23 protein-coding genes are annotated in these 21,612 nt (G+C 67.7%); 14 read left to right on the top strand and 9 right to left on the bottom strand.

What is annotated here, in order from left to right:
- Positions 1-42 precede the first annotated feature (42 nt).
- On the top strand, positions 43-1,065 hold the full coding sequence (locus LI953_RS08575) for a site-specific DNA-methyltransferase (RefSeq protein ID WP_227075699.1): 1,023 nt from the start codon (positions 43-45) through the stop codon (positions 1,063-1,065).
- Here the strand turns inward: LI953_RS08575 and LI953_RS08570 are convergent.
- The 3 genes from LI953_RS08570 to hcp all read right to left on the bottom strand — a co-directional run bounded on the left by LI953_RS08570 (position 1,062) and on the right by hcp (position 4,279).
- Positions 1,062-1,502, bottom strand: a complete 441-nt coding sequence (locus LI953_RS08570; RefSeq protein WP_227075638.1) for an Rrf2 family transcriptional regulator — start codon at positions 1,500-1,502, stop codon at positions 1,062-1,064. The two genes, LI953_RS08575 and LI953_RS08570, sit on opposite strands and share 4 nt — an antisense overlap.
- A 30-nt stretch (positions 1,503-1,532) precedes the next feature.
- Positions 1,533-2,546 (bottom strand): 2Fe-2S iron-sulfur cluster binding domain-containing protein, encoded by a 1,014-nt coding sequence (locus LI953_RS08565; RefSeq protein WP_227075637.1) that lies wholly within the window; start codon positions 2,544-2,546, stop codon positions 1,533-1,535.
- A 65-nt stretch (positions 2,547-2,611) separates the two neighbouring features.
- Positions 2,612-4,279, bottom strand: a complete 1,668-nt coding sequence (gene hcp, locus LI953_RS08560; RefSeq protein ID WP_227075697.1) for a hydroxylamine reductase — start codon at positions 4,277-4,279, stop codon at positions 2,612-2,614.
- A gap of 233 nt (positions 4,280-4,512) precedes the next feature.
- Between hcp and minC the strand changes: the two genes are divergently transcribed.
- From minC to mnmE, 9 genes are all read left to right on the top strand, one after another.
- Positions 4,513-5,235 carry a septum site-determining protein MinC gene (gene minC / locus LI953_RS08555; RefSeq protein WP_227075636.1) on the top strand — a complete coding sequence of 241 codons (723 nt, stop codon included), beginning with the start codon at positions 4,513-4,515 and terminating at the stop codon, positions 5,233-5,235.
- Positions 5,236-5,270: 35 nt separating this feature from the next.
- Positions 5,271-6,092 carry a septum site-determining protein MinD gene (minD, locus tag LI953_RS08550; protein ID WP_227075635.1) on the top strand — a complete coding sequence of 274 codons (822 nt, stop codon included), beginning with the start codon at positions 5,271-5,273 and terminating at the stop codon, positions 6,090-6,092.
- Complete coding sequence (gene minE, locus LI953_RS08545) at positions 6,089-6,349, top strand: cell division topological specificity factor MinE (protein WP_227075633.1); 261 nt, start codon at positions 6,089-6,091, stop codon at positions 6,347-6,349. Before minD ends, minE begins: the two co-directional genes overlap by 4 nt.
- Positions 6,350-6,424: 75 nt before the next feature.
- Entirely contained in the window at positions 6,425-6,859 is a 435-nt protein-coding gene (locus LI953_RS08540; protein WP_227075631.1) for an HPr kinase/phosphorylase, read from the top strand.
- Positions 6,856-7,755: an RNase adapter RapZ gene (rapZ, locus tag LI953_RS08535; protein WP_227075630.1), complete on the top strand. Its 900-nt coding sequence runs from the start codon at positions 6,856-6,858 to the stop codon at positions 7,753-7,755. The genes LI953_RS08540 and rapZ overlap by 4 nt, the downstream gene beginning before the upstream one ends.
- A 10-nt stretch (positions 7,756-7,765) precedes the next feature.
- Complete coding sequence (locus tag LI953_RS08530) at positions 7,766-8,182, top strand: PTS sugar transporter subunit IIA (RefSeq protein WP_227075629.1); 417 nt, start codon at positions 7,766-7,768, stop codon at positions 8,180-8,182.
- 4 nt (positions 8,183-8,186) lie between these two features.
- A complete protein-coding gene (locus LI953_RS08525) occupies positions 8,187-8,468 on the top strand; it encodes an HPr family phosphocarrier protein (RefSeq protein WP_227075627.1) in 282 nt (93 codons plus the stop codon).
- The gene (gene ptsP, locus LI953_RS08520; RefSeq protein ID WP_227075625.1) at positions 8,455-10,230 is read left to right on the top strand and encodes a phosphoenolpyruvate--protein phosphotransferase; all 1,776 of its coding nucleotides are present in this window, start codon (positions 8,455-8,457) and stop codon (positions 10,228-10,230) included. The genes LI953_RS08525 and ptsP overlap by 14 nt, the downstream gene beginning before the upstream one ends.
- A gap of 5 nt (positions 10,231-10,235) precedes the next feature.
- Positions 10,236-11,501: a tRNA uridine-5-carboxymethylaminomethyl(34) synthesis GTPase MnmE gene (mnmE, locus tag LI953_RS08515; protein WP_227075624.1), complete on the top strand. Its 1,266-nt coding sequence runs from the start codon at positions 10,236-10,238 to the stop codon at positions 11,499-11,501.
- 6 nt (positions 11,502-11,507) lie between these two features.
- On the opposite strand, the gene LI953_RS08510 is transcribed toward mnmE, so the two are convergent.
- The 3 genes from LI953_RS08510 to LI953_RS08500 are packed head-to-tail and all read right to left on the bottom strand — an operon-like array spanning position 11,508 to position 14,521.
- On the bottom strand, positions 11,508-12,677 hold the full coding sequence (locus LI953_RS08510; RefSeq protein WP_227075623.1) for a hypothetical protein: 1,170 nt from the start codon (positions 12,675-12,677) through the stop codon (positions 11,508-11,510).
- Positions 12,674-13,375, bottom strand: a complete 702-nt coding sequence (locus LI953_RS08505) for a dienelactone hydrolase family protein (protein ID WP_227075621.1) — start codon at positions 13,373-13,375, stop codon at positions 12,674-12,676. Before LI953_RS08505 ends, LI953_RS08510 begins: the two co-directional genes overlap by 4 nt.
- A gap of 24 nt (positions 13,376-13,399) precedes the next feature.
- Positions 13,400-14,521 (bottom strand): type III PLP-dependent enzyme, encoded by a 1,122-nt coding sequence (locus LI953_RS08500; protein ID WP_227075620.1) that lies wholly within the window; start codon positions 14,519-14,521, stop codon positions 13,400-13,402.
- Between the two features lie 282 nt (positions 14,522-14,803).
- Between LI953_RS08500 and LI953_RS08495 the strand changes: the two genes are divergently transcribed.
- The 3 genes from LI953_RS08495 (at position 14,804) to LI953_RS08485 (ending at position 17,679) form a co-directional block, all read left to right on the top strand.
- On the top strand, positions 14,804-15,520 hold the full coding sequence (locus LI953_RS08495) for a response regulator (protein ID WP_227075619.1): 717 nt from the start codon (positions 14,804-14,806) through the stop codon (positions 15,518-15,520).
- Positions 15,521-15,555: 35 nt separating this feature from the next.
- Positions 15,556-16,974: an ATP-binding protein gene (locus tag LI953_RS08490; RefSeq protein ID WP_408824988.1), complete on the top strand. Its 1,419-nt coding sequence runs from the start codon at positions 15,556-15,558 to the stop codon at positions 16,972-16,974.
- Positions 16,975-17,082: 108 nt separating this feature from the next.
- The gene (locus tag LI953_RS08485) at positions 17,083-17,679 is read left to right on the top strand and encodes a hypothetical protein (protein ID WP_227075617.1); all 597 of its coding nucleotides are present in this window, start codon (positions 17,083-17,085) and stop codon (positions 17,677-17,679) included.
- Positions 17,680-17,720: 41 nt separating this feature from the next.
- On the opposite strand, the gene LI953_RS08480 is transcribed toward LI953_RS08485, so the two are convergent.
- The gene (locus LI953_RS08480) at positions 17,721-19,589 is read right to left on the bottom strand and encodes an ABC-F family ATP-binding cassette domain-containing protein (RefSeq protein WP_227075616.1); all 1,869 of its coding nucleotides are present in this window, start codon (positions 19,587-19,589) and stop codon (positions 17,721-17,723) included.
- Between the two features lie 90 nt (positions 19,590-19,679).
- Here LI953_RS08480 and ndk point away from each other — a divergent pair, with 90 nt between their 5' ends.
- On the top strand, positions 19,680-20,105 hold the full coding sequence (gene ndk / locus LI953_RS08475; RefSeq protein WP_227075615.1) for a nucleoside-diphosphate kinase: 426 nt from the start codon (positions 19,680-19,682) through the stop codon (positions 20,103-20,105).
- Positions 20,106-20,195: 90 nt separating this feature from the next.
- On the opposite strand, the gene LI953_RS08470 is transcribed toward ndk, so the two are convergent.
- Positions 20,196-21,107 (bottom strand): cytochrome c oxidase assembly protein, encoded by a 912-nt coding sequence (locus LI953_RS08470; protein ID WP_227075613.1) that lies wholly within the window; start codon positions 21,105-21,107, stop codon positions 20,196-20,198.
- The gene (locus tag LI953_RS08465) at positions 21,100-21,591 is read right to left on the bottom strand and encodes an Lrp/AsnC family transcriptional regulator (protein WP_227075612.1); all 492 of its coding nucleotides are present in this window, start codon (positions 21,589-21,591) and stop codon (positions 21,100-21,102) included. Before LI953_RS08465 ends, LI953_RS08470 begins: the two co-directional genes overlap by 8 nt.
- Between the last annotated feature and the right edge of the window lie 21 nt (positions 21,592-21,612).

The following is a 21,612-nucleotide window of genomic DNA, read 5'->3' as shown; positions in this document are numbered from 1 at the left end:
GAACTGCCGCTGGACCAGATATTGCTCGGCGATGCCGGGACGATGCTGCGCATGCTGCCCGACGCGTCGGTAAACTGCATTTTCGCGGATCCGCCTTATAATCTGCAGCTGCGCGGCGAGTTGCGCCGCCCGGATGACAGCTTGGTGGACGGGGTGGACGAGGAGTGGGACCGGTTTTCGGATTTCGCGGCCTATGACGCTTTCACCCGCGACTGGCTGGCCGAATGCCACCGCATATTGCTCAAAGATGGGACAATCTGGGTCATCGGCTCCTATCACAACATCTTCCGCATCGGCGCGATGATGCAGGATATGGGGTTCTGGATCCTCAACGACGTGATCTGGCGCAAGACCAACCCGATGCCGAATTTCCGCGGCCGGCGCTTCACCAACGCGCATGAGACCATGATCTGGGCAGCCAAGAGCCCGCAGAGCCGCTATAAATTCAACTACCAAGCGATGAAGGCGCTGAACGACGATCTGCAGATGCGCTCGGACTGGACGCTGCCGCTCTGCACCGGCGGGGAGCGGCTGAAGAACCAGCACGGGCTGAAGCTGCACCCCACCCAGAAGCCCGAGGCCCTGCTGCACCGCGTCATCATGGCCTCGACCAGCCCGGGGGATATTATCGTCGACCCCTTCCTGGGCACCGGCACCACCGCCGCCGTGGCCAAGCGGCTGCACCGGCATTTCATCGGCATCGAGCGCCACCCCGCCTATGTCGAGGCCGCCTGGGGCCGGCTGAAGGCCGAGCGGCAGGCGCCCAAGACCGCCGTGCTCGCCCCACCCACCGGGCGCGAGGCCCCGCGCATCGCCTTTGGCAGCTTCGTCGAGCGCGGCATCATCCGCCCCGGCACGCCGGTGATGGACAAGCAGCGCCGCTTCGGCGCCGAGGTCACGGCCGAGGGGCAGCTCGTCTCCGGCGCGCATCGGGGCTCCATCCATCAAGTGGGGGCGGCGGTACAGAATGCGCCATCCTGCAATGGCTGGACCTTCTGGCATTTCGAGCGCGACGGCGCACTCCTGCCGCTCGACGTGCTACGCAGGGAAAACGCCGAGGGCTAAGCCTCGGTCCCGACCTTGAGGCGGCGCTTGAGCGCGCGGCTATCCGGCCCGGCGATATCGGAGAGCTTGTAGCGGTCCATCACCGCCAGCATCGCGTCCTGCGCCTCATTCACGATGGATTGCAGGCGGCACAGCCCGCCGATCACGCAAAAATTCCCAGCTTGGCATTCCACCAGAGCCAGCTCCGGCTCCAGCGCCCGCACCACGTCGCCCAGCCCGATCTCGGTTGCCGGGCGGGCGAGGCGGATGCCGCCATTGCGCCCGCGCAGCGTCTCGATCAGCCCCGCCTGCCCCAGGCGGTGCACGACCTTGGTCATGTGGCTCTCGGAAATCTCATAGGCCCCGGCGATTTCGGCGATCTGCCCCAGCTTCTCCGGCTGCAAGGCCAGATAGATCAGGGTTCTCAGACCGAAATCGGTAAATCGTGTCAGATGCATGGCGTACCCTAGCGCCGCCGGGGCGGCGCCTCAACTCTGCACGCGCTCGGCGAAGATCTGCGCCTCCGGCACGCCGCGCCGCTGGGCGGTGCTCATCACCGCCTCCATCATGCGCGGCGGGCCGCAGACATAAATATCCGGCGTCTCGGCGGCGGTGGCGAGATAGGCGTCCAGCGCGTCGGCGGAGGTGCCGGAAAACCCGGTCCAGCCGGGGCCTGGACGCCAGACGCTCAGCGTCACGCCAAGCTGCGGCAGGGCAGCGCGCAGCGCGTCCAGCTCCTCGGCTGGCAGCAGCTCATCCTCGCGGTTGGCGCCATAGATCAGGTGCACGGGCTGCGAATCCTGGAAATCCGCCATGTGGCGCAGCATGGAGAGCAGCGGGGCCATGCCGCAACCGCCGCCCACCAGGCAGCGCGGGCGCGGGCTGCTTTCGTCCAGCACGAAATGCCCGAGCGGGCCGCGCACGTTCAGCACATCGCCCACCGCCGCGCGTTCGCCCAGCCAGGAAGAAAACGCCCCGCCCGGCTGCAGCCGGATGATGAAATCGAGCCGCCCTTCCCAGTTCGGCAGATTGGCCAGCGAATAGGCGCGGCGGGTCTCGGTGCCGAGGATCGTCAGCTCCATGTATTGGCCGGGGATGAAATCCACCGCCAGCCCCAGCTCGGCATCGGGGCGCAGGCGCAGGGTGAGCGCCACGGCGCCGGCCCCGGCCTGGGCCATCGCCTCGATCTCGGCCTCGCGCACCGGAATTTTGTGGCGGCCGACCTGGGCGTCGGTGCAGGGCAGCTCGATGGTCACATCGCCCTGCGGCAGGCAGCGGCAGAGCAGCACGCCCCCCGGCCCGGCAGGCATGGCCGACTCGGTGTGCGGGCCCATCTCATAAGCGCCCTCCACCACCCGCGCCTGACACATGCCGCAACTGCCCTCATGGCACATGGCGGGCGGATACAGCCCAGCCGCCTCGGCCGCGCCCAGCACATCCTGCCCGCTGGCACAGGGGAATTCCAGCCGCGCCGCGTCGCGGGTCACCAAAGTCACAACCATGCTGCGATCCTCTTGCGTCAGAAAAAAGCCCAGGGAGCGGGGGCTCCCTGGGCGGTGCCGGGCGGTTAGGCCGCCTGGCGGTTGAGGGCGGCGGAGATGTCCGCATCCGCCGTGGTGATCGGCTGCACGCCGAACTTCTCCACCAGCACCCCTAGCAGCGCCGGGGTGAGGAAGGCCGGCAGGCTCGGCCCGAGGCGCACATTGCGCACGCCCAGCGCCAGCAGGGTAAGCAGCACGGCGGCGGCCTTCTGCTCGAACCAGGAGACGATCAGTGACAGCGGCAGATCGTTGACGCCGCACTCGAAGGTCTTGGCCAGGGCCAGGGCGATCTGCAGGGCGGAGTAGGTGTCGTTGCACTGGCCGACATCGAGCAGCCGGGGCAGCCCGCCAATGGTGCCAAAATCATGGGTGTTGAAGCGGTATTTGCCGCAGCCCAGGGTGAGCACCATGGCGTCCTTCGGCGCGTGGTCGGCGAAGTCGGTGTAGTAGTTGCGGCCCGGGGCGGCGCCGTCGCACCCGCCGATCACGAAGAAATGCTTGATCGCGCCGCTCTTCACCGCGTCCACCACGGCCCCGGCCGCACCCATCAGGGTCTCGTGCCCAAAGCCGACCAGCACCTTCTTCTCCGGCGCGGCCTCGGTGAAGCCCGGCATGGCCTGCGCCGCCTGCACCACCTGGCTGTAATCGTCGTTCTTGATGTGACGGATGCCCGGCCAGCCCACCGGCCCGGCGGTGAAGATGCGGTTGCGGTAGCTCGGCTGCGGCTCGATCAGGCAGTTCGAGGTCATCACGATCGGGCCGGGGAAGGCCGCGAATTCGCTCTGCTGGTTCTGCCAGGCGCCGCCGTAATTGCCCGCCAGATGCGGATAGGCGTGCAGCTTGGGATAACCATGGGCGGGCAGCATCTCACCATGGGTGTAGACGTTGATGCCCTTGTCCTTGGTCGCTTCCAGGATGTTGTGCAGGTCGCGCAGATCATGGCCGGAAACCAGAATGGCCTTGCCCGCCACTGGGGTGGTGAGCACCTCGGTCGGGGCCGGGGCGCCGAAATTGCCGGTATTGGCGGCGTCCAGCGTCTGCATCACCGTGTAGTTCAGGCGGCCCAGCGCCATCGCCTCGTCCAGCATGGCGGCGACATCCACCGGCTCACCGGCCAGGAAGTCCAGCGCATGCGCGATGCCGGCATAGATCTCCTCATTCGCCTGGCCCAGCACCTCGGCATGGTGGGCATAGGCGGCCACGCCCTTCAGCCCATACAGGATCAACGCGCGCAGGCCGATCACGTCCTCGCCCACGATCTCGACGCCGTGGCGCACCGAGGCGATCTGTGCCTGGGCCAGCAGCCCGGCCAGATTATCGGCAGGCTGGAACTGGGCCGGGCCGGAAAGCTGCGCGGCGGTCTGCCCGGCCTTGGCGGCGGCGGCCTCATAGGCGGCGCGCAGGCGGTCGCGGATGCGCGCGGCTTCGGGGATCAGCTCCATGAACACGGCGCGGTTGAAATTGACGTTGGTCAGCGTGGTGAACAGGCCATACATGATGAAGCTGTCGGCCGCATTGTCAGGCTGGCCAAGCTGGTGCAGGCGGGTGCTGTACTGGCCGATGCCCTTGAGCAGGTGGATCAGCACGTCCTGCAGGTCGGCGGTGGTTTCATCCTTGCCGCACACGCCCTTGGCGCTCGCGCAGCCAGCCACGCCGTCAACGCGCGAAGTCTGTTCACACTGGAAGCAAAACATATGGTTCATCCCTGAAAATGGTGGCCCTGATACGGGAAGCCGTCCGCCGCATAAGGTGAGTGCCATGTGAACCTTTTTGCGCAGCCCGTCCTTGATATGGATCAAAGCTCATGCCGAGGCCTGCCAAAACCCTTGACCTGACTCCACCCGGCTGCTTAACGGACTCTTGAAATGCTCCCATTTTTTCAAAAAACGCTTGCTCGCAAGCCGATCTTTTTGAACGGGCCGAGGCCGTGCCGGTGACCGCCGCCCCCGCCCTGCCGGCGCTGCGCATCCGCGGGCGCAGCTTCATGGCGCTGATCCTGGCGCCCGAGCCGCCGCTGGACGGCTGGTTCGCGGCGCTGGACGAACAACTGCGCCGGGCGGCGAGCTATTTCACCAACAAGCCGGTGGTGGTGAACCTGGCCTCCGCGCGCGAGGCTGGGGCGGGGCTTGAGGAGCTGATCGCGGCGCTGGAAGAGCGCGGGCTGTATATCATCGCCGTCGAGGGGCTGGAGCCAGCCGAACTCGCCGGCACACGCTGGGCCGGGCTGCCCGATCTGCGCCAGAAACCGCAAGACCGCGAGGATGGCGGCAAGCTGCTGGAGATCCCCGACGACAAGCTGCCTGCCCCGGCGGTGCCGGCCGTCACCTCGCTGCTGATCGACCGCCCGGTGCGCTCGGGCCAGTCCATCATCTTCGAGGAGGGCGATGTCACCATCATCGGCCCGGTCTCCTCGGGGGCCGAGGTGATCGCGGGCGGCTCCATCCATATTTACGGCGCCTTGCGCGGCCGCGCCATCGCCGGGCTGCGCGCCGGGGCCAATGCCCGCATCTTCTGCCACAAATTCGGCGCCGAGCTGGTCGCCATTGACGGCGTTTACGACACGCCGGAAAGCTGGAGCGCCGCCTTCACCAATCGCCCCGCGCAGGTGCGACTCGAAGACGGTGTGCTTAACATCGCCCCCCTGGCCTGAGTGCGCCGGACAACAAACAAGGAGCTGTAAATCGCATGTCCAAAGTCATGGTGGTAACCTCGGGCAAGGGCGGCGTGGGCAAGACCACGACCAGCGCCTCGCTTGGCGCCGCGCTGGCCCAGGCTGGCAAGAGCGTCGTGGTCGTGGATTTCGACGTCGGCCTGCGCAATCTCGACCTCGTGCTTGGCGCCGAGCGCCGCGTGGTGTTCGACTTGGTCAACGTGGTGCAGGGCGACGCCAAGCTGGCCCAGGCGCTGATCAAGGATAAGCGGCTCGACACGCTCTCGCTGCTCGCCGCCTCGCAGACCCGCGACAAGGACGCGCTGACCGAGGAGGGCGTGAAAACCGTGATCGAGGAACTGCGCGAGAAATTCGACTGGGTGATCTGCGACAGCCCGGCCGGCATCGAGAAGGGCGCGATGCTGGCGATGCGCCATGCCGATCTCGCCGTGGTGGTGACCAATCCGGAAGTCTCCTCGGTGCGCGATTCCGACCGCATCATCGGCATGCTCGACTCCAAGACCGTGCGCGCTGAGAAGGGCGAGACCTTCGAGAAGCACCTGATGCTGACCCGCTTCAACCCGGCCCGCGCCGCCAAGGGCGAGATGCTGGGGGTGGATGACGTGCTGGAAATTCTGGCGATTCCGCTGCTCGGCATCGTGCCCGAGAGCCCGGACGTGCTGAACGCCTCCAATCTCGGCTGCCCGGTGACCCTGCATAACCCCGCCTCCACCGCCGCCCGCGCCTATGCCGACGCCGCCCGCCGCCTGCTCGGCGAGACGGTGGAGATCACCGCCCCGGCGCTGGAGAAGCCGAGCCTGTTCGGCCGCCTGTTCGGCCGGAAGGCGGTGGCATGAGCATCTTCGATTTCTTCACCCGCAAGCGCTCCGCCCCGGTGGCGCGCGAGCGCCTGCAGGTTTTGCTGGCGCATGAGCGGGCCCTCACCGGCCGCACCGATCTCGCCGCCGTGCTGCAAGAGGAGATCCTCGCGGTCATCGCCAAACACATCGCCATCGACCGCGACAAGGTGAATGTGAAGCTCGACCGCAGCGCCCAGGTCTCCACCCTGGAGATCGACATCGAGATGCCGCAGAGCATGGTGAAGGCGAGCTGAAGCGCTGGAATAAAGAGGGGGGGGCGGACCGCTCCCCTTTTCGTACCGCCCAAAATTTGCCACATTCCGCGCATCATGCGCCTGCACGCCTCCTGTGCCGCCCGCCAAAGCCCGGACGGTGACGACGCCTTATTGCTGCTCGGCCCCGCCGGTGCGGGCAAATCCGATCTGTTGCTGCGTCTGATCCACCGCGGCTTCATGCTGGTGGCCGATGACCAGGTGCTGATGGAAGCCGGCATCGCCCGCGCACCCGCGCCTCTGGCCGGGCTGCTGGAAGTGCGCGGCCTCGGTATTTTCCGCCTCCCTTATCTGCCGCAAGCGCGGCTGCGCCTGGTCATCGCGCTCGGTGTGCAGCCCGAGCGACTGCCCCTGCCCCGCCGCCATGCGGCGCTGGACCTGCCCGAGATCACGCTCGATCCTGCCCTCGCCTCGGCCCCAGAACGCGCCGCCCTGGCTCTGGACGCCGCCTGCGGGCGCGTGCCGCAATTGGTGGGCGCCTTCAGCGCATGAATACGCCGCCGGCCAAGCTGCAGATCGTGCTCGTGACCGGGCTGTCGGGGGCTGGCAAGCTCTCGATCCTACGCGCGCTGGAAGATCTCGGCTTCGAGACCGTGGACAACCCGCCGCTCGACACGCTGGTGACGCTGGCCACCCGGGCCGATAAAAACCTCGCCATCGGTGTCGATGCCCGCTCGCGCGGCTTTGCCGCCCAGGCCGTGCTGGAGGCGCTAAGCGAACTGCGCCAGCAGAGCCGCCTCGCCCCCTCTTTGGTGTTCGCCACCGCCGCCGAGGACGCGCTGCTGCGCCGCTACTCCGAGACCCGCCGCCGCCACCCCCTGGCGCAATCGGAGGCGATCGCCGAGGGCATCGCGCTGGAACGCCAGCTCACCGCCCCGCTGGCCCGCGCCGCCGACCTGCTGGTGGACACCTCGCACCTCGCCCTGCCGCGGCTGCGCGCGCTCATCGAGCAGCATTTCGGCGCCGCCGCGCCGGGCATGGTGATCTCGCTGATGTCCTTCGCCTATCCATCCGGGCTGCCGCCCGAAGCCGATCTGGTGTTCGACGCCCGATTCCTGCGCAACCCGCATTACGACCCAGCCCTGCGCCCGCTCTCGGGGCGCGACCCGGAGGTCGGCAGATTCATTGAGCAAGACCCTGATTTTGCAATATACTTCCAAAAACTCACGGAAATCGTTGAATTTTTGCTGCCGAGATTCGTGCAAGAGGGAAAAAAATATGCAACGATATGTATCGGATGCACCGGCGGACAACATAGATCTGTGTACATGATCGAAAAACTTAGCACTCACTTGGCCAATCTCGGCTGGCGCGTTGGCGTCACGCATCGCGAGGCCGCCCGGTTCGCCGCTGCGCGCGCGAACCCGGAAACATCCGCGAAAGAATGAGCCTCTTCATATGATCGGTATGGTTCTTGTCACCCATGGCAGCCTCGCCAATGCGCTGCGCGATGCCATGGAGCATGTCGTCGGCAAACAGAAAAACCTCGCCACCGTCTGCATCGAGTCGGATGCCGAATTCGAGGGGCAACGGGCGGAAATCGCCCGGCGGGTGGCTGAAGTGAATGCCGGGGACGGCGTGATCCTGCTCACCGACATGTTCGGCGGCACGCCGAGCAATCTGGCGATGTCGATGGCCAGCCAGCCGGGGGTGGAGATCATCGGCGGCGTCAACCTGCCGATGCTGGTGAAGCTGGCGAAGATCCGCGGCCAGGAGACCCTGACCGAAGCCGTGGCCCATGCCGAGGCCGCGGGCCGAAAATACATCTGCAACGGGCACGAGCTGCAATCGCCCGCCTGCCGCGCCGCGGAGTAGGCCGATGGAAGGCACCGTGATCTCGACTGAGGTCGGCATCGTGAACAAGCGCGGCCTGCATGCGCGCGCCGCCGCCAAGCTGGTGAATCTGGCCGAACAATTTTCCGCCAATGTGGAGGTGGCCAAGGACGGGCAATCCGTCTCCGCGCGCTCGATCATGGGGTTGATGATGCTAGGGGCTGGTATCGGCAGCACGGTGCGCCTCTCCGCCGAGGGGTTCGACGCGAAGGAAGCGCTCGATGCCATTGCCGCGCTCATCGAGGCCGGCTTCCATGAAACAGACTAGGCGCCAGGAACAGCGTTTCACCGGCCATCCCGTCTCGCCCGGCATCGGCATCGGCCCGCTGCACGAGGCCGCCGAACCCGAACTCGTCGTCGCCACCAAGAAGCTGGACCCGGCCGAAATCGCGCCCGAGCTGGCACGGCTCGATGACGCCGTGGCCCGCTCGCGCCACCAGCTGCAAAAGCTGAAGAACCGGCTCGCCGCGCTGCCCGAGGATTCGCAGGCCGAGATCGCGCCGCTGATGGATGTGTACCTGCACATGCTCGGCCCCTCGCGGCTGCTGCGCGGCATCAAGGCGCGGGTGCAGGAGGCGCTGCTTTGCGCCGAAGCCGCCGTGCAGGCCGAAACCGAGGCCCAGGCCGAAGCCATCATGGCGCAAACCGGGCAGGAGCGCGCCGGGCGCCTGCGCCGGGCCGATGAGGTGCGCGAACTGGGCCGCCGCCTGCTGCGCAACCTCACGCGCCAGCCCTTCCGCAGCTTTGCCGGGCTGGCGCAGGGCAGCATTCTCGCCGCCTCCGATCTGCGCCCCTCGGATGCCGCGCTGATCCAGCCCGCGCGCTTTGCGGGCATCGTTACCGAGGAAGGCGGGGTCGAGGGCCATACGGCGGTGATGCTGCGCGCGCTCGGCCTGCCCGCCGTGCTCGGGGCGGAGGGCGTGCTGGACGCGGTGGCGCCCGGCACCATGACGATCATCGACGGCGATACCGGCGAGATCGTGCTCAGCCCCAGCAAGGCCAGCCTGGAAGCGGCGCGACGGAAACTCTCGGCGCAGACGCGCGCGCGCCGCGCCCTGGCCAAGCTGCAACGCCTGCCCGCGATGACCAAGGACGGCACGGCGGTGGAGTTGCAGGCCAACCTGGAACTGCCCTTCGAACTGGCCATGATCGCGGAATCGGGAGCGCATGGCATCGGCCTGCTGCGTTCCGAGTTCATGTTCATGAACCGCGATACCGCACCGGACGAAGACACCCAGACCCGCATCTACCAAGATATCGTGGAAGCGATGGACGGCGACCCGGTGACGATCCGGGTGCTCGATTGGGGCTCAGACAAAGAGGTTGAGGCGCTCTCGCGCTATTTGCCGGAAACGCCGGAGGCCAATCCGGCACTGGGGCTGCGCGGCATCCGCCTGTTGCTGCGTCACCCGGCGCTGCTGGAGACGCAGCTCGCCGCCATTCTGCGCGCGGGCGCGCACGGGCCGGTGCGGATTCTGCTGCCGATGGTCAGCGTCGCCGCCGAGGTGCAGGCGACGCGCGAGATTTTGCAGCGCGTCTGGCGGCGGCTGAAGCGGCGCAAGACCATCGCCCTGCCGGAGAGCCTGCCGCCGCTCGGCATCATGGTGGAAACCCCCGCCGCGGCGCTGGCCTCGCCCGTGCTGGCGCAGCATGCGGATTTTTTCTCGATCGGCACCAACGACCTGACCATGTACACCCTGGCGGCTGATCGCAGCCTGCCCGCCGATGTCAAACTCTACGACCCGCTGGAACCGGCGGTGCTGCGGCTGATCCACCTCACCGCCAGCTTCGCCGCCGGGGCGGGCATTCCCGTCTCGCTCTGCGGCGAGCTGGCCGCGCGCCCGCATGTGGCCCCGCTGCTGCTGGGGCTGGGCATCCGCCAGCTTTCCATGCACGGCAACGCGGTACCACGGGTGAAGCGGGCGATCCGCGCCACCAGCCTCAGCCTCTGCGAAAGGCTGGCCGGTGACGCGCTGGCCGCGCCCTCGGCCGAAGCGGTGCGGGCAATTCTGGCCAGCGCCGAGCCTTAACGCGCATGAGCACGATTTTCGCGCCCATCACCGGCCGCGGCGGGGCCGTTACCGTGCTGCGCCTCTCCGGGCCGGAGGCGCTCTCCATCACCTCCAGCCTCACCCCCCTGCCCGCACCGCGCCGCGCCGGACTGCGCCGCCTGCGCCATGAGGGGCGGGACCTCGACGAAGCGTTGGTCGTCATCTTCCCCGCCCCGCACAGCTTCACCGGCGAGGATGTGGTGGAGCTCGCGCTGCATGGCGGGCGGGCCGTGCTGGCGGCGGTGAGCGGGGCGCTGGCGGCGCTGGGCGCGCGCCCGGCCGAGCCTGGCGAATTCTCCCGCCGCGCGCACCAGAATGGCCGCATGGATCTGCTCCAGGCCGAGGCGATGGCCGATCTGATCGCGGCGGAGACCGAGGCGCAGCGGGCGATGGCGCTGGAGGGGGCGGACGCGCTGCACGAGGCCTGCGCCGGTTGGCGCGAGCGCCTGCGCCAGATCATGGCGCAGCAGGAGGCGCTGATCGATTTCCCCGACGAAGACCTGCCCCCCGAGGTGGAGGCCGCTCTGGTGCACGGCATCGCCGCGCTGCGCGACGAGATGCACGCCGCCCTGGCCACCGCCCCCGCCGCCGAACGCCTGCGCGAAGGGCTGGAATTCGTGATCCTCGGCGCGCCGAACGCAGGCAAATCCACCCTGCTCAACGCCCTGGCGGGAGAGGAAATCGCCATCGTCTCCGCCATTCCCGGCACCACGCGCGACGCGGTGGGCGTGCGCGTCGATCTCGGCGGCGTGCCGGTGCATCTCACCGACACGGCCGGACTGCGCGACACCGCGGATGCGATCGAGGCCGAGGGCGTGAAGCGCGCGCGGGCGCGGGCGGCGCGGGCCGATTTCCTGCTACTGGCGGCGGCACCGGGCGAGGATTTCCCGCCCGCCCCGCCGGGCATCCCGGCCCTCTACCTGCACACCAAGGCCGACCTCGCCCCCGCGCCGGGCTTCGCCGTCTCGGCCAAAACCGGGCTGGGCATGGCCGAATTGCGGACCCAACTGGCCCAGGCGGCGCGGGACCTCACCGACACCAAGGGCGCCGCGGCGCTGGCCCGCCCACGGCAGATCGCCTGCGTGCGCGACACCGCGGCGGCGCTGGACGCGGCTCTGCGCCTGGAAGACCCGGAATTGCGCGGCGAGGAGCTGCGCGCCGCCGCGCAGGCGCTGGCCCGGCTGGTCGGCATCATCGGGGTCGAGGAAATTCTAGACGCCGTGTTTTCGGGCTTCTGTATCGGCAAATAAGCCCGGCTACGCCGCCAGCGGGTTCACCCCCAGCGCCGCCAGCCCGGCCCAGCTTGTCGCGCTCAGGCTCGGGCGCCGGTAATAGTTGAATTTCTGCGCCGGCACGCCGGGTTGCAGCGAGGGACCAACGGTTAGCCCAGTGCTCAGACTCGCCGCTTGGGTGGCGTACACATAGCCCTCGGGTGAGAGATTGGCGGCGATGGCGGTCAGGAAGGACGCGGCCAGCCCCGCCTGCCCGGCCAGCTTCAGCGCCAGCGCGGCGAAGGCTGTGCCCTCGAACCACACGCCGTCACTCGCGGCGGAAAACCCAATGCCCTCGCCATGGCGCAGCCCCGCCACCGCCGCCAGGGCGGATTCGGCGCTGCCCAGCCCGGCCAGGAACGGCCAGATCCCCGCATCGGCGGCGAGCAGCGGATTCACCGCCCCGCCCGGCGCGGTGCCCGCCTGGAAACATCCCGTACGGGCATCGAACATCCCCCGCACGAACGCCGCGGCATGGGCGGCATCCTCGCCCCGCCCCAGCGCGCGGAAGGCCGCAGCCAAATCGGTGTTCTGCTCGGTGCTCTGCCAGCTCAGCAGGGTCTGCGACGGGTCGAACCCGTAAAGCCCGCCATAATAGCCAGCCGGCGCACGCAATTGCTCGTCGAGAAAATTGCCCGCGCGGTTGGCCGGCGCGGTCATGCCCAGCGCCGCCCAGAGCAGCATCGCCCAGGCCACCGGCCCGCTCTCGGTGCCAAGCTGATAGGGATCTTCGTCCCAGCGGCCAGCCGTCTCGTCCCAAAAGCCGGGCAGCTTGGCGGGGGCGGTCATCACCCCGGCCTGATAGCCGTTGCGCAGCCGGCCATCGGCGAATTTACGGTCATGCGCCTGCGCGATCGCCAGGGCCTGGCCGATGCGCGCCGCCTCGGCCCGGTGCCCGGCCGCCAGCAGCAGCAGCCCGGCCAGGGCGTTGTCATACACATAAGCGGCATTGGCCTGGGTGCGGTCGAAATCCCCCGCCCCCGGCCCGGTTTCCACGAGGTAGGAATTCAGCAGCGCCGGGCCATCGCCCAGCGCCTCCATCTGCCCCAGCACCGCCCGCACGCAGGCGGCGCCCAGATCATCCGCCCGCCCCAGGCTGGGCCATGCCAGGGCCGCCCCGGCGCTGGCCAGCAGCCCGCGGCGGCGCAGCCTCACTCCAGGATTTCCGCCAGCAGCTCGGTGGTGCGCCCGTTGGCGATCACGGCGGCGCGGGCGTCGTAATGCACGCCATTCACGCGGGCGAAGGCATGCTGCACGCCGGGATAGATGAAGGCATCCACCCACTCATTATCCTCCAGCGCGTCGAGCAGCGTCTCCTGCGCGGCGGTGGGGAAATATTCGTCCTTCTCGGCGATGTGCAGCATCAGCGGCGCCGCGATATTGGCGAACTCGCCGGTCAGGTTGTCGAGGCCGACGCCGTAATAAGACACGTTGACATCGGAATCGGAGCGCGTCGCCATCATCACCGCCAGGCGCCCGCCGAGGCAGAAGCCCATGGTTCCCGCATTGCCGTTGCAGCCGGGCAGCTTGCGCGCGGCGGCCAGCGTTACCTTCAGGTCTTCCACGCCCTTATCCTGGTTGAAGCCGTTCATCAGCGCGAAGGCCTGCTTCCACTCGGCTTCGCTCTTATCGGTCAGGTTCACGCCCGGCTGCTGACGCCAGAACAGATCCGGCGCCACGGCGATGAAGCCCTGCGCGGCGAGGTCCTCGGCGGTGGCGCGCAGCGCGTCGTTCACCCCGAAAATTTCCTGAATCAAGACGACCGCGCCGGCTTTCTGTTTGGTCTTGGGCTCCCACACATAGGCGGTGAACTCACCCGCGCCATCGGCGGCCTTCAGCTTGATCTCGTGCATAACGCTCTCCCAGTTGGAACTGCGCTATACATAGTACTCTTGCAGCGGCGCGAAACCATTAAAGTTCTGGCTGGCGTAAGACGTTACATAAGCGCCGGTATCGTGGATGAGCACGCGGTCTCCCGATTTGAGATCGAGCGGCAGCTGATACGCGGATTTTTCGTACATCACGTCCACACCATCGCAAGACGGCCCGGCCAGCACCACCGGGCCAGTCTGCCCGTTGCCGGCGGAGATCCGGTAGCGGATCGCCTCGCCCTCGGTCTCGGCCAGCCCGCCATAGCGGCCAATGTCGAGATACACCCAGCGGCGCGGATCCTCTTCCATGCGGCGGCACACCAGCACCACCTCGGAGGCCACCACCCCGGCATTGCCGACCATGGCGCGGCCCGGCTCGATCAGCATCTCCGGCAGATCATTGCCGAAATGCCGCACCATCGCGTCCATGATCGCGGTGCCGAAGGCGTCGGTCTCCGGCACATCCTCGCGGTAGCGGATCGGGAAGCCGCCGCCGAGATTCAGCATCTTCAGCTCCACGCCCTGGGCCTTGAGGTCGGTGAACAGCATCGCCACCTCGGCCACCGCCATTTCATACGCGGCGGTGCCGGTCTGCTGGCTGCCGACATGGAAGGACAAGCCATGCGGCACCAGCCCCAGCCCGGGCGCGGCCAGCATCAGCGCCTTCGCCTTGTCCAGCGTGGTGCCGAATTTCCGGCTCAGCGGCCATTCCGCCCCCGCATTGTTCACGGCGATGCGGCAATACACCTTGGCGCCGGGCGCATGCGCGGCGATCTTCTCCAGCTCCTCGAGCGAGTCGAACGCGAAAAGCGGCACGCCATGGGCGTGCGCGGCGGCAATGGCGGAGGGTTTCTTCACCGTGTTGCCGAAGGAGATGGCCGAAGCGGGCGCCCCGGCGGCGAGGCAGGCCTCGATCTCGGGCAAGGAGGCGGCGTCGAAGCAGGAGCCTTGGCCGGCGAGCAGCGCCAGGATCGGCGCCGCCGGATTCGCCTTCACGGCGTAATAGATCTTGGCGGCGGGCAGGGCGCGGTGCAGCGCCGCGTAGTTCTCGGCCACGCGGTCCAGGTCCAGAACCAGGCACGGGGTGGCCGGCATGGTGTCAAGAAACGAAGCGATTTTGGGAGTCATCGCTCTCTTCCTTCCTCTCTGAATGCCCGCCTGTTGCGGCGGCGGGCATGGTTACAAAACGGTCCAACGAACCAGCCGACTTCCAGGTTGCCCCAGTCGTGCTGCCAGAACGCTTGACGCCGTTGCGTAACCGGAGACCGGCAGAGGCACGTACGTTGCTGCGTGGGGGCCGAATACGGCCATCACCCCCGGGGCGCAAGCGTTATTTTCACCCGGCGGCAAATTGTCACCAAGTGCAACTTGGCCTGCCCAAGCGCCCGCGGCCTCGCTATTGTAACAGCTATGGACACGCTGCCGCATATCCTCGTCGTCGATGACGACCGCGAAATCCGCGAGCTGTTGGCGAAATTCCTGGAGCGCCAGCGCCTGCGGGTGACCACCGCGCGCGACGCCAAGGAGGCCCGCCGCGCCTTCGTCAACGGGCATTACCAGCTCGTGGTGCTGGACCTGATGCTGCCCGGCGAGGGCGGGCTGGACCTCGCCCGCTGGTTCCGCGCCGAGACCAATGTGCCGATCATCATGCTCACCGCCATGGCGGAGGAGACCGACCGCATCATCGGACTGGAGCTGGGCGCCGATGATTACGTGACCAAGCCGTTCAACCCGCGTGAACTGCTGGCGCGCATCCGCGCCGTGCTGCGCCGCACGGGCGAGTCGGAGGAGCGCGCGCCAGACCACGCCAAAACCTACCATTTCTCCGGCTGGGTGCTGGAAACCGCGCGGCGGCGGCTGCTCGACCCCAGCGGGGTGGAGGTTTCCATCACCGGCGGCGAATACGACCTGCTGCTGGCGCTGCTCGACCGTCCCAACCGCGTGCTGACGCGCGACATGCTGCTCGACCTGCTGCGCGGGCGCCAAGCCGGGCCGTTCGACCGCGCCATCGACGTCGCCATCTCCCGCCTGCGCCGCAAGCTGGAGGATGACGGGCGCAACGCCCAACTCATCAAGACCGTGCGCGGCGGCGGCTACGTGCTCTCAACCCCCGTCGAACGGCTTTGAACTTCATCACCCTGCCCCACAGCCTGGCGCGGCGGATGATCCTGATCCTGCTGACCGGGTTCGCGCTGATCCAGCTGCTGGGGCTGCTGATCCACACCCTGAACCAGGTGCGGCTGCAGCAATTGGAGGAGGAGCAGGAATTCGCCACCCGCGCGGTCATCATCTACCGCCATATCGCCTTGGCCGCGCCCGAGGACCGCGCCGCCCTGCTGGCCAAGGAGCCGCTGCCCAAGGGCGACACGGTCAGCCTCTCGCTGCTGCCGCCGATCGACCACACCTATGCCATGCCGCTAAGCGCCCGTGGCGCCATCCGCGCGGCGATCATCGATTACGGCATCCCCCCCGGCATCCGCCCGCGCGGGCTGCTGCTGCGCATGCAGGGTTTCCCGCCGCGCTTCGTCATCAGCTTCGGCCTGCCGGATAATTTGTTCCTCCCGGTCCCGCCAAACGGCCCGCCGCCGCCCAATGGCGGCCCGGAGAACGGCCCGCCGCTGCTCAGCCTGGGGCCGCTGCCCGACATCTCCGCCCTGCTGCCGCCCGTCTCCTGGCTCACCATCACCTCCACCCTGCCCCCGCCCGCGCCCTGGCGCTCGCCCGGCTTCGCCACCGCCTTCATCGTGATGACCCTGCTCGGCGCGGTCATGATCACCTGGGCGGTGCGGCGCCTGTTGCAGCCGGTGAAAACCCTGGCGGCGGCGGCCGACGCGCTGGGGCGCGATGTCGCCAACACCAAGCCCCTGCCCGAAACCGGGCCGGCCGAGATCGTCACCGCGGCGGTGGCCTTCAACACCATGGCGGCCCGGGTCCGGCGCTTCGTCGAAGACCGCACCTTCCTGCTCACCGCCATCGGGCATGATCTGCGCACGCCGATCACGCGGCTGAAGCTGCGCGCCGAGTACATGGAGGATGACGAACAGCGGACCAAAATGCTGGCCGATCTCGACGAGATGGAGGCGATGGTGGCGGCAACGCTGGCCTTCAGCCGCGACGTCACGACCACCGAGGCCATCGCCCGGCTCGACCTCGCCAGCCTGCTGCGCACGATCCTCGACGACGCCGCCGATGGCGACCCCGACCACGCCGCCGCGTTGAGCTACACCGGGCCGGAGCACCTGCCCATCAACGCCCGCCCGCTGGCGCTGAAACGCGCGCTCGCCAATTTGATCGGCAACGCGCTGAAATATGGCGACGCCGCACGCGTGACCCTGCACCCGCCGATCAAGGGCATGGTGCGCATCGACATCGAGGATGACGGCCCCGGTATTCCGCCCGACGAGATGGAGCGCGTCTTCGAGCCCTTCCGCCGGCTGGAAACCAGCCGCAACCGCGAGACCGGCGGCTCCGGGCTGGGCATGTCGATCAGCCGCAACATCCTGCACGCGCATGGCGGCGATGTCAGCCTCACCAACCTGCCCGAGCGGGGGCTGCGCGTGAGTGTGACCCTGCCCGCCTGAGCCGCCGCGCGCTCATCGCGGGATCGTTTCATTATTTTCGGCGCGGGTGATTCCCCTCGGCGGAGAGGACGCGCTAGAAGCAAGCACGTCAGTATTTCCGGGGAGACGATGGAGCACACCGGCGCGACATTGGCGCTGCCAGCGGATTTCCCAAAACGCCTGGCGCCGCCGCTGATCGGCATCGATGGCCTGCCTTGCGCGGGCAAGACCACGCTGGCCATGCGGCTGGGCGCGATGCACGGCTTCGCCTGCCTGCATGTGGACGAATTCCTGCGCCCGGAAGCGGAATGGCGGGGCTGCCAGCCCGGATTTCCATTCCCCTATATCCGCTACGAGGAATTTCTGCAGGCGGTGACCGACCTCGCCACGCGGGGCGAATGCCATTACGCGCCGTTCGATCCACGCTCCAGCGGCATCTCCGCCATACCGCGCCATCTCACCACGCAGCGGCCAGTGATCGTGGAGGGCGTCTCCGCGCTGGTGCCGCTGCTGGAACCATTTTACGGCCTGAAGATTTTTGTCGATAGCGACCGCAACAGCGTGATCGAGGCGGCGCAGCGGCGCAATCTCGGGATCTGGCCGACGGAATGGCGCAAGCTGTTTCTGCCCAGCGCCGATCTCTATATGCTCACCCATCCGGAGCGGCGGGCCGATTTGGTTTTGCCAGGGCGTGGTAAACCCCGCTTAAAATCGAACGGTTTTTAAATTAACCACTTTATGGTTAATTAAACTAACATAAAGTTTGATTAAAACTCCGCGTCTTCGAGCGCCGTATGCGCCTCCAGCCAGTGATGCTCGGCGGTGTCGATCTCGCGTTTCACCACGGCGAGGCGCTGCGTCACCTTGGTCAGTTCCGCCATCTTCGCCTGGGTGTAGATCTCCTCGCTCGCCAGCCGCGCTTCCAGTGTCTCCTTCTCGGCCAGCAGCTTGGCCAGCACGCTTTCCGCCGCCTTCGCCGCCTGGCGCAGCGCGCTGAGCTTGGCGCGCGCCTCGGCGCGGGCGGCCTTGTCGTTTTTCTTCGCCTCCACCTGCTTGGCCGCGGGGGCGGCGCGCTCGTTCATCGAGGCGGCATAAGCGGCGAGGTCGCCCTCATACGGCGTGGCCTTGCCGCCCGCCACCAGCACCAGCCGGTCGGCCACCAGATCCACCAGATACGGATCATGGCTAATCAGCACCACCGCACCCTCGAACGCGGTCAGCGCCTTCACCAGCGCGTCGCGGGCGTCGATATCGAGATGGTTGGTCGGCTCGTCGAGGATCAGCAGATGCGGGGCGTCGCGCGTGGCCAGCGCGAGCAGCAGCCGCGCCTTCTCGCCGCCCGACATGGCGCCGACCTTGGTGTTCACGCGGTCGGCATCCAGCCCGAAGCGCGCCGCCTGGGCGCGGATCTGCGTTGGCGTGGCCTGCGGCAAGGCGCGGGCGAGATGGTCATAGGGCGTGTCCTCCAGCACCAGATCATCCTCCTGATGCTGGGCGAAATAGCCCACGCGCAGCCCCTTCACCCGAAACTCCCGCCCGCGCAGCGCGGCAAGCCGCCCGGCCAGCAGCTTGGCCAGGGTGGATTTGCCGTTGCCGTTCTGGCCGAGCAGGGCGATGCGGTCTTCCATGTCGAGCCGCAGGGAGACGCCGGTGAGGACCGGCTTGCCGTCATAGCCGATATCCACGCCGTCGAGCTGGAGCATCGGCGGCGGCAATTCCTCGGGCGAGGGGAAGGAGAATTCGGTGGCGTGCTCCTCCACCACCGCCTCGATCTGCGGCATGCGCTCCAGCGCCTTCAGGCGGCTCTGGGCTTGGCGCGCCTTGGTCGCCTTGGCGCGGAAACGGTCGACGAAGGATTGCATATGCGCGCGCCGCGCGGCCACGCGCTCGGCCTCGCGCGCCTGTTGCAGGGCGCGCTCGGTTTTGATGCGCACAAATTCAGCGAAACCGCCCGGGGTGAGGGTGAGCTTGCCGCGGTCGAGATGCGCGATGGCCTCCACCGCGCGGTCGAGCAACTGGCGGTCATGGCTGACGAGCAGGATGGCGCCGGGGAATTTCTGCAAATAGCCTTCCAGCCAGAGCGTGGCTTCGAGGTCGAGATGGTTGGTCGGCTCGTCCAGCAGCAGCAGATCGGGCTGCGAGAACAGCACCGCCGCCAGCGCCACGCGCATGCGCCAGCCGCCGGAATAGGAGGACATCGGGCGGGCCTGCCACTCCTCGTTAAAGCCGAGCCCGGCGAGGATGGCGGCGGCGCGGGCGGGGGCGGCATCCGCCTGGATGGCGAACAGGCGCTCATGGATCTCGGCCAGGCGCTCGGCCTGGGTGGCCGGGTTCTCGGCCGCGGCGAGCAGGGCGGCGCGCTCGGTGTCGGCGGCGAGCACCACATCGAGCGGCGTGATCTCGCCGCCCGGCGCCTCCTGCGCCACATAGCCCAGCCGCACCCGGTTGCCGAGGCGGATGGACCCGCCATCCGGCCGCAGCTGCCCGGCGATGAGTTTCAGCAGCGTGGACTTGCCGGCGCCATTGCGGCCGATCAGCCCGATGCGCCGCCCGGCATCCACCATCAGGCTGGCATGGTCGAGCAGCGGCCGTCCGGCGATGCTGTAAGAGAGGTCTTCGAGGCTCAAAACGCTCATGGCCGCACCTCTATCCTGCGCGGCGGGGGTTGCCCAGCCTTGTTCGCCCGGCTAATGGGCGCGCAAGCTCTCACAACAGGTAGACCCATCATGGCCATTGAACGCACCCTCTCCATCCTGAAGCCCGACGCCACCCGCCGCAACCTGACCGGCAAGATCAACGCCAAGTTCGAGGAGAACGGGCTGATGATCGCGGCGACCAAGCGCCTGCACCTGACCCGCGCCCAGGCCGAGGCGTTCTACGCCGTGCATGCCCAGCGCCCGTTCTTCAACGATCTGGTCGAGTTCATGACCTCCGGCCCGGTGGTCGCGCAGGTGCTGTATGGCGAGAACGCCATCGCCAAGAACCGTGACATCATGGGCGCCACCAACCCAGCGAACGCCGCCCCCGGGACCATCCGCGCCGAGTTCGCGGAGTCGATCGAGGCGAACTCCGTGCATGGCTCCGACTCCCCGGAAGCCGCGGCGCAGGAAATCGCCTTCTTCTTCGCCGAGATCGAGATTATCGCCGCCTGAGGCACGCCGCCGCTTTTTGACGAAAGCGGCGGATATCATTTCAAGCGCGTCTGGAATGCCGCCTTCTCTCCGCAGAAGGCGGCATTTTCCTTACCTGCCGGTCCATTTCGCCTCATAGATTTTCGCCCCTGGCGGGGGCACGAAATGCTTATCCGCCTCGGCTTCGGCCAGACGCAGCGAATTCAGGCCGATGACCAGCGCCGCGGTGTTCATCATCCCCGGCGGAATCCACTGGATCAGCCCGCCCAGCATCTGGTCGTTTGTCGCTGAGATCGACGGGATCAACCGTCCGCACAGCGTGTAAAACGGGTAGAGATCGACCGTTGACAGCGCGATGTAGGCACTCACCGCGATCTGCGGAAACATCACCAGGAACCCGGTGGCCGCGCGGGTGAGATAGCCAAAGCGCGCGGGCGGTTTGGGCCGCGGGTCCAGCACCATCAGCCAGAACAGCAGCCCGCCAAGCAGGCAGGAGATGTTCATCACCGCGTAAAGCCGCGGGTTGAGCATGGCGGCGAAATGCACGGGCGGGATCAGCCAGAGATCGGTGCTGGTGAGAAAAATCAGGGTGGCCGGCACCGGATGACTCAGCCAGCGCAGCCGCGCCCAGGCGGCGGCGGCGGCGCGCACCACCCAGCCCGGCGCGCCCAGCGCCAGCACCTCGCCCATCCAGCCGATGGCGATGCCGAATGGCGCGGCCATGCCGAGCGTGACCGCCTGCACCCGGTTGAGGAAAAACATATGCTGCGAGACATATTCGAAATGCGTTTGCAGCACGAAGTAAATCCCGGCCAGACCGGCGAGGAAGAACGCTTGCCGCAGCCGGCTGGGGCGCACCGGCGCGCGCCGCAGCCCGCGCCAATACCACAGCGCCACCAACCAGCAGCCGAGGAATTCCAGCGGGTTGAACACGAACGGAAAGACGTAAGGCAGTTGCGCGGGGATGATCCGGCAGGCGAGCCCCACCGCCAGCGCCGCGAGCAGGACCGCCAACTCACCCATTCGGCTTGTCCATCGGCACACCCGTAAGGGCGCGGCTGGTGCGGATGGTTTGCAGCGTCTGCACCTTGGCCACGTTGGGGGCGTTGGTGAGGCGGGCGGTGAGCTGGTTTTCATGCGCGGCGTCGCGCGCCACCAGGCGCAGCAGGAAATCGCCGCCGCCACGGATCATGTGGCATTCGCGCACTTCCGGCCAGGTCGCCACCAGGGCCTCGAACGCCTCCAGCACCGAATGTTTCTGGCTCTCCAGCCCGACGATGACGAAAAAGGAGATCTGCCAGCCGAGCTTCTGCGCGTCGGTCTGCGCGTGATAGCCCTGGATGTAGCCGGCCTCCTCCAGCCGGCGCACGCGGCGCAGGCAGGGCGGCGGCGAAATGCCAGCGCGGCGGGCCAGTTCCACATTCGTCATGCGGCCATCGGCCTGAAGTTCGGCGATGATTTTCCGGTCGATCTCATCGAGGCTGAGGGCTTCGGTCTCGGTCTGCATAAAATCCCAATATCTGACAGG

It is taken from the genome of Acidocella sp. KAb 2-4, from assembly GCF_020567705.1.
GTDB lineage: Bacteria > Pseudomonadota > Alphaproteobacteria > Acetobacterales > Acetobacteraceae > Acidocella.
This window is presented reverse-complemented; position numbering and strand designations above follow the sequence as displayed.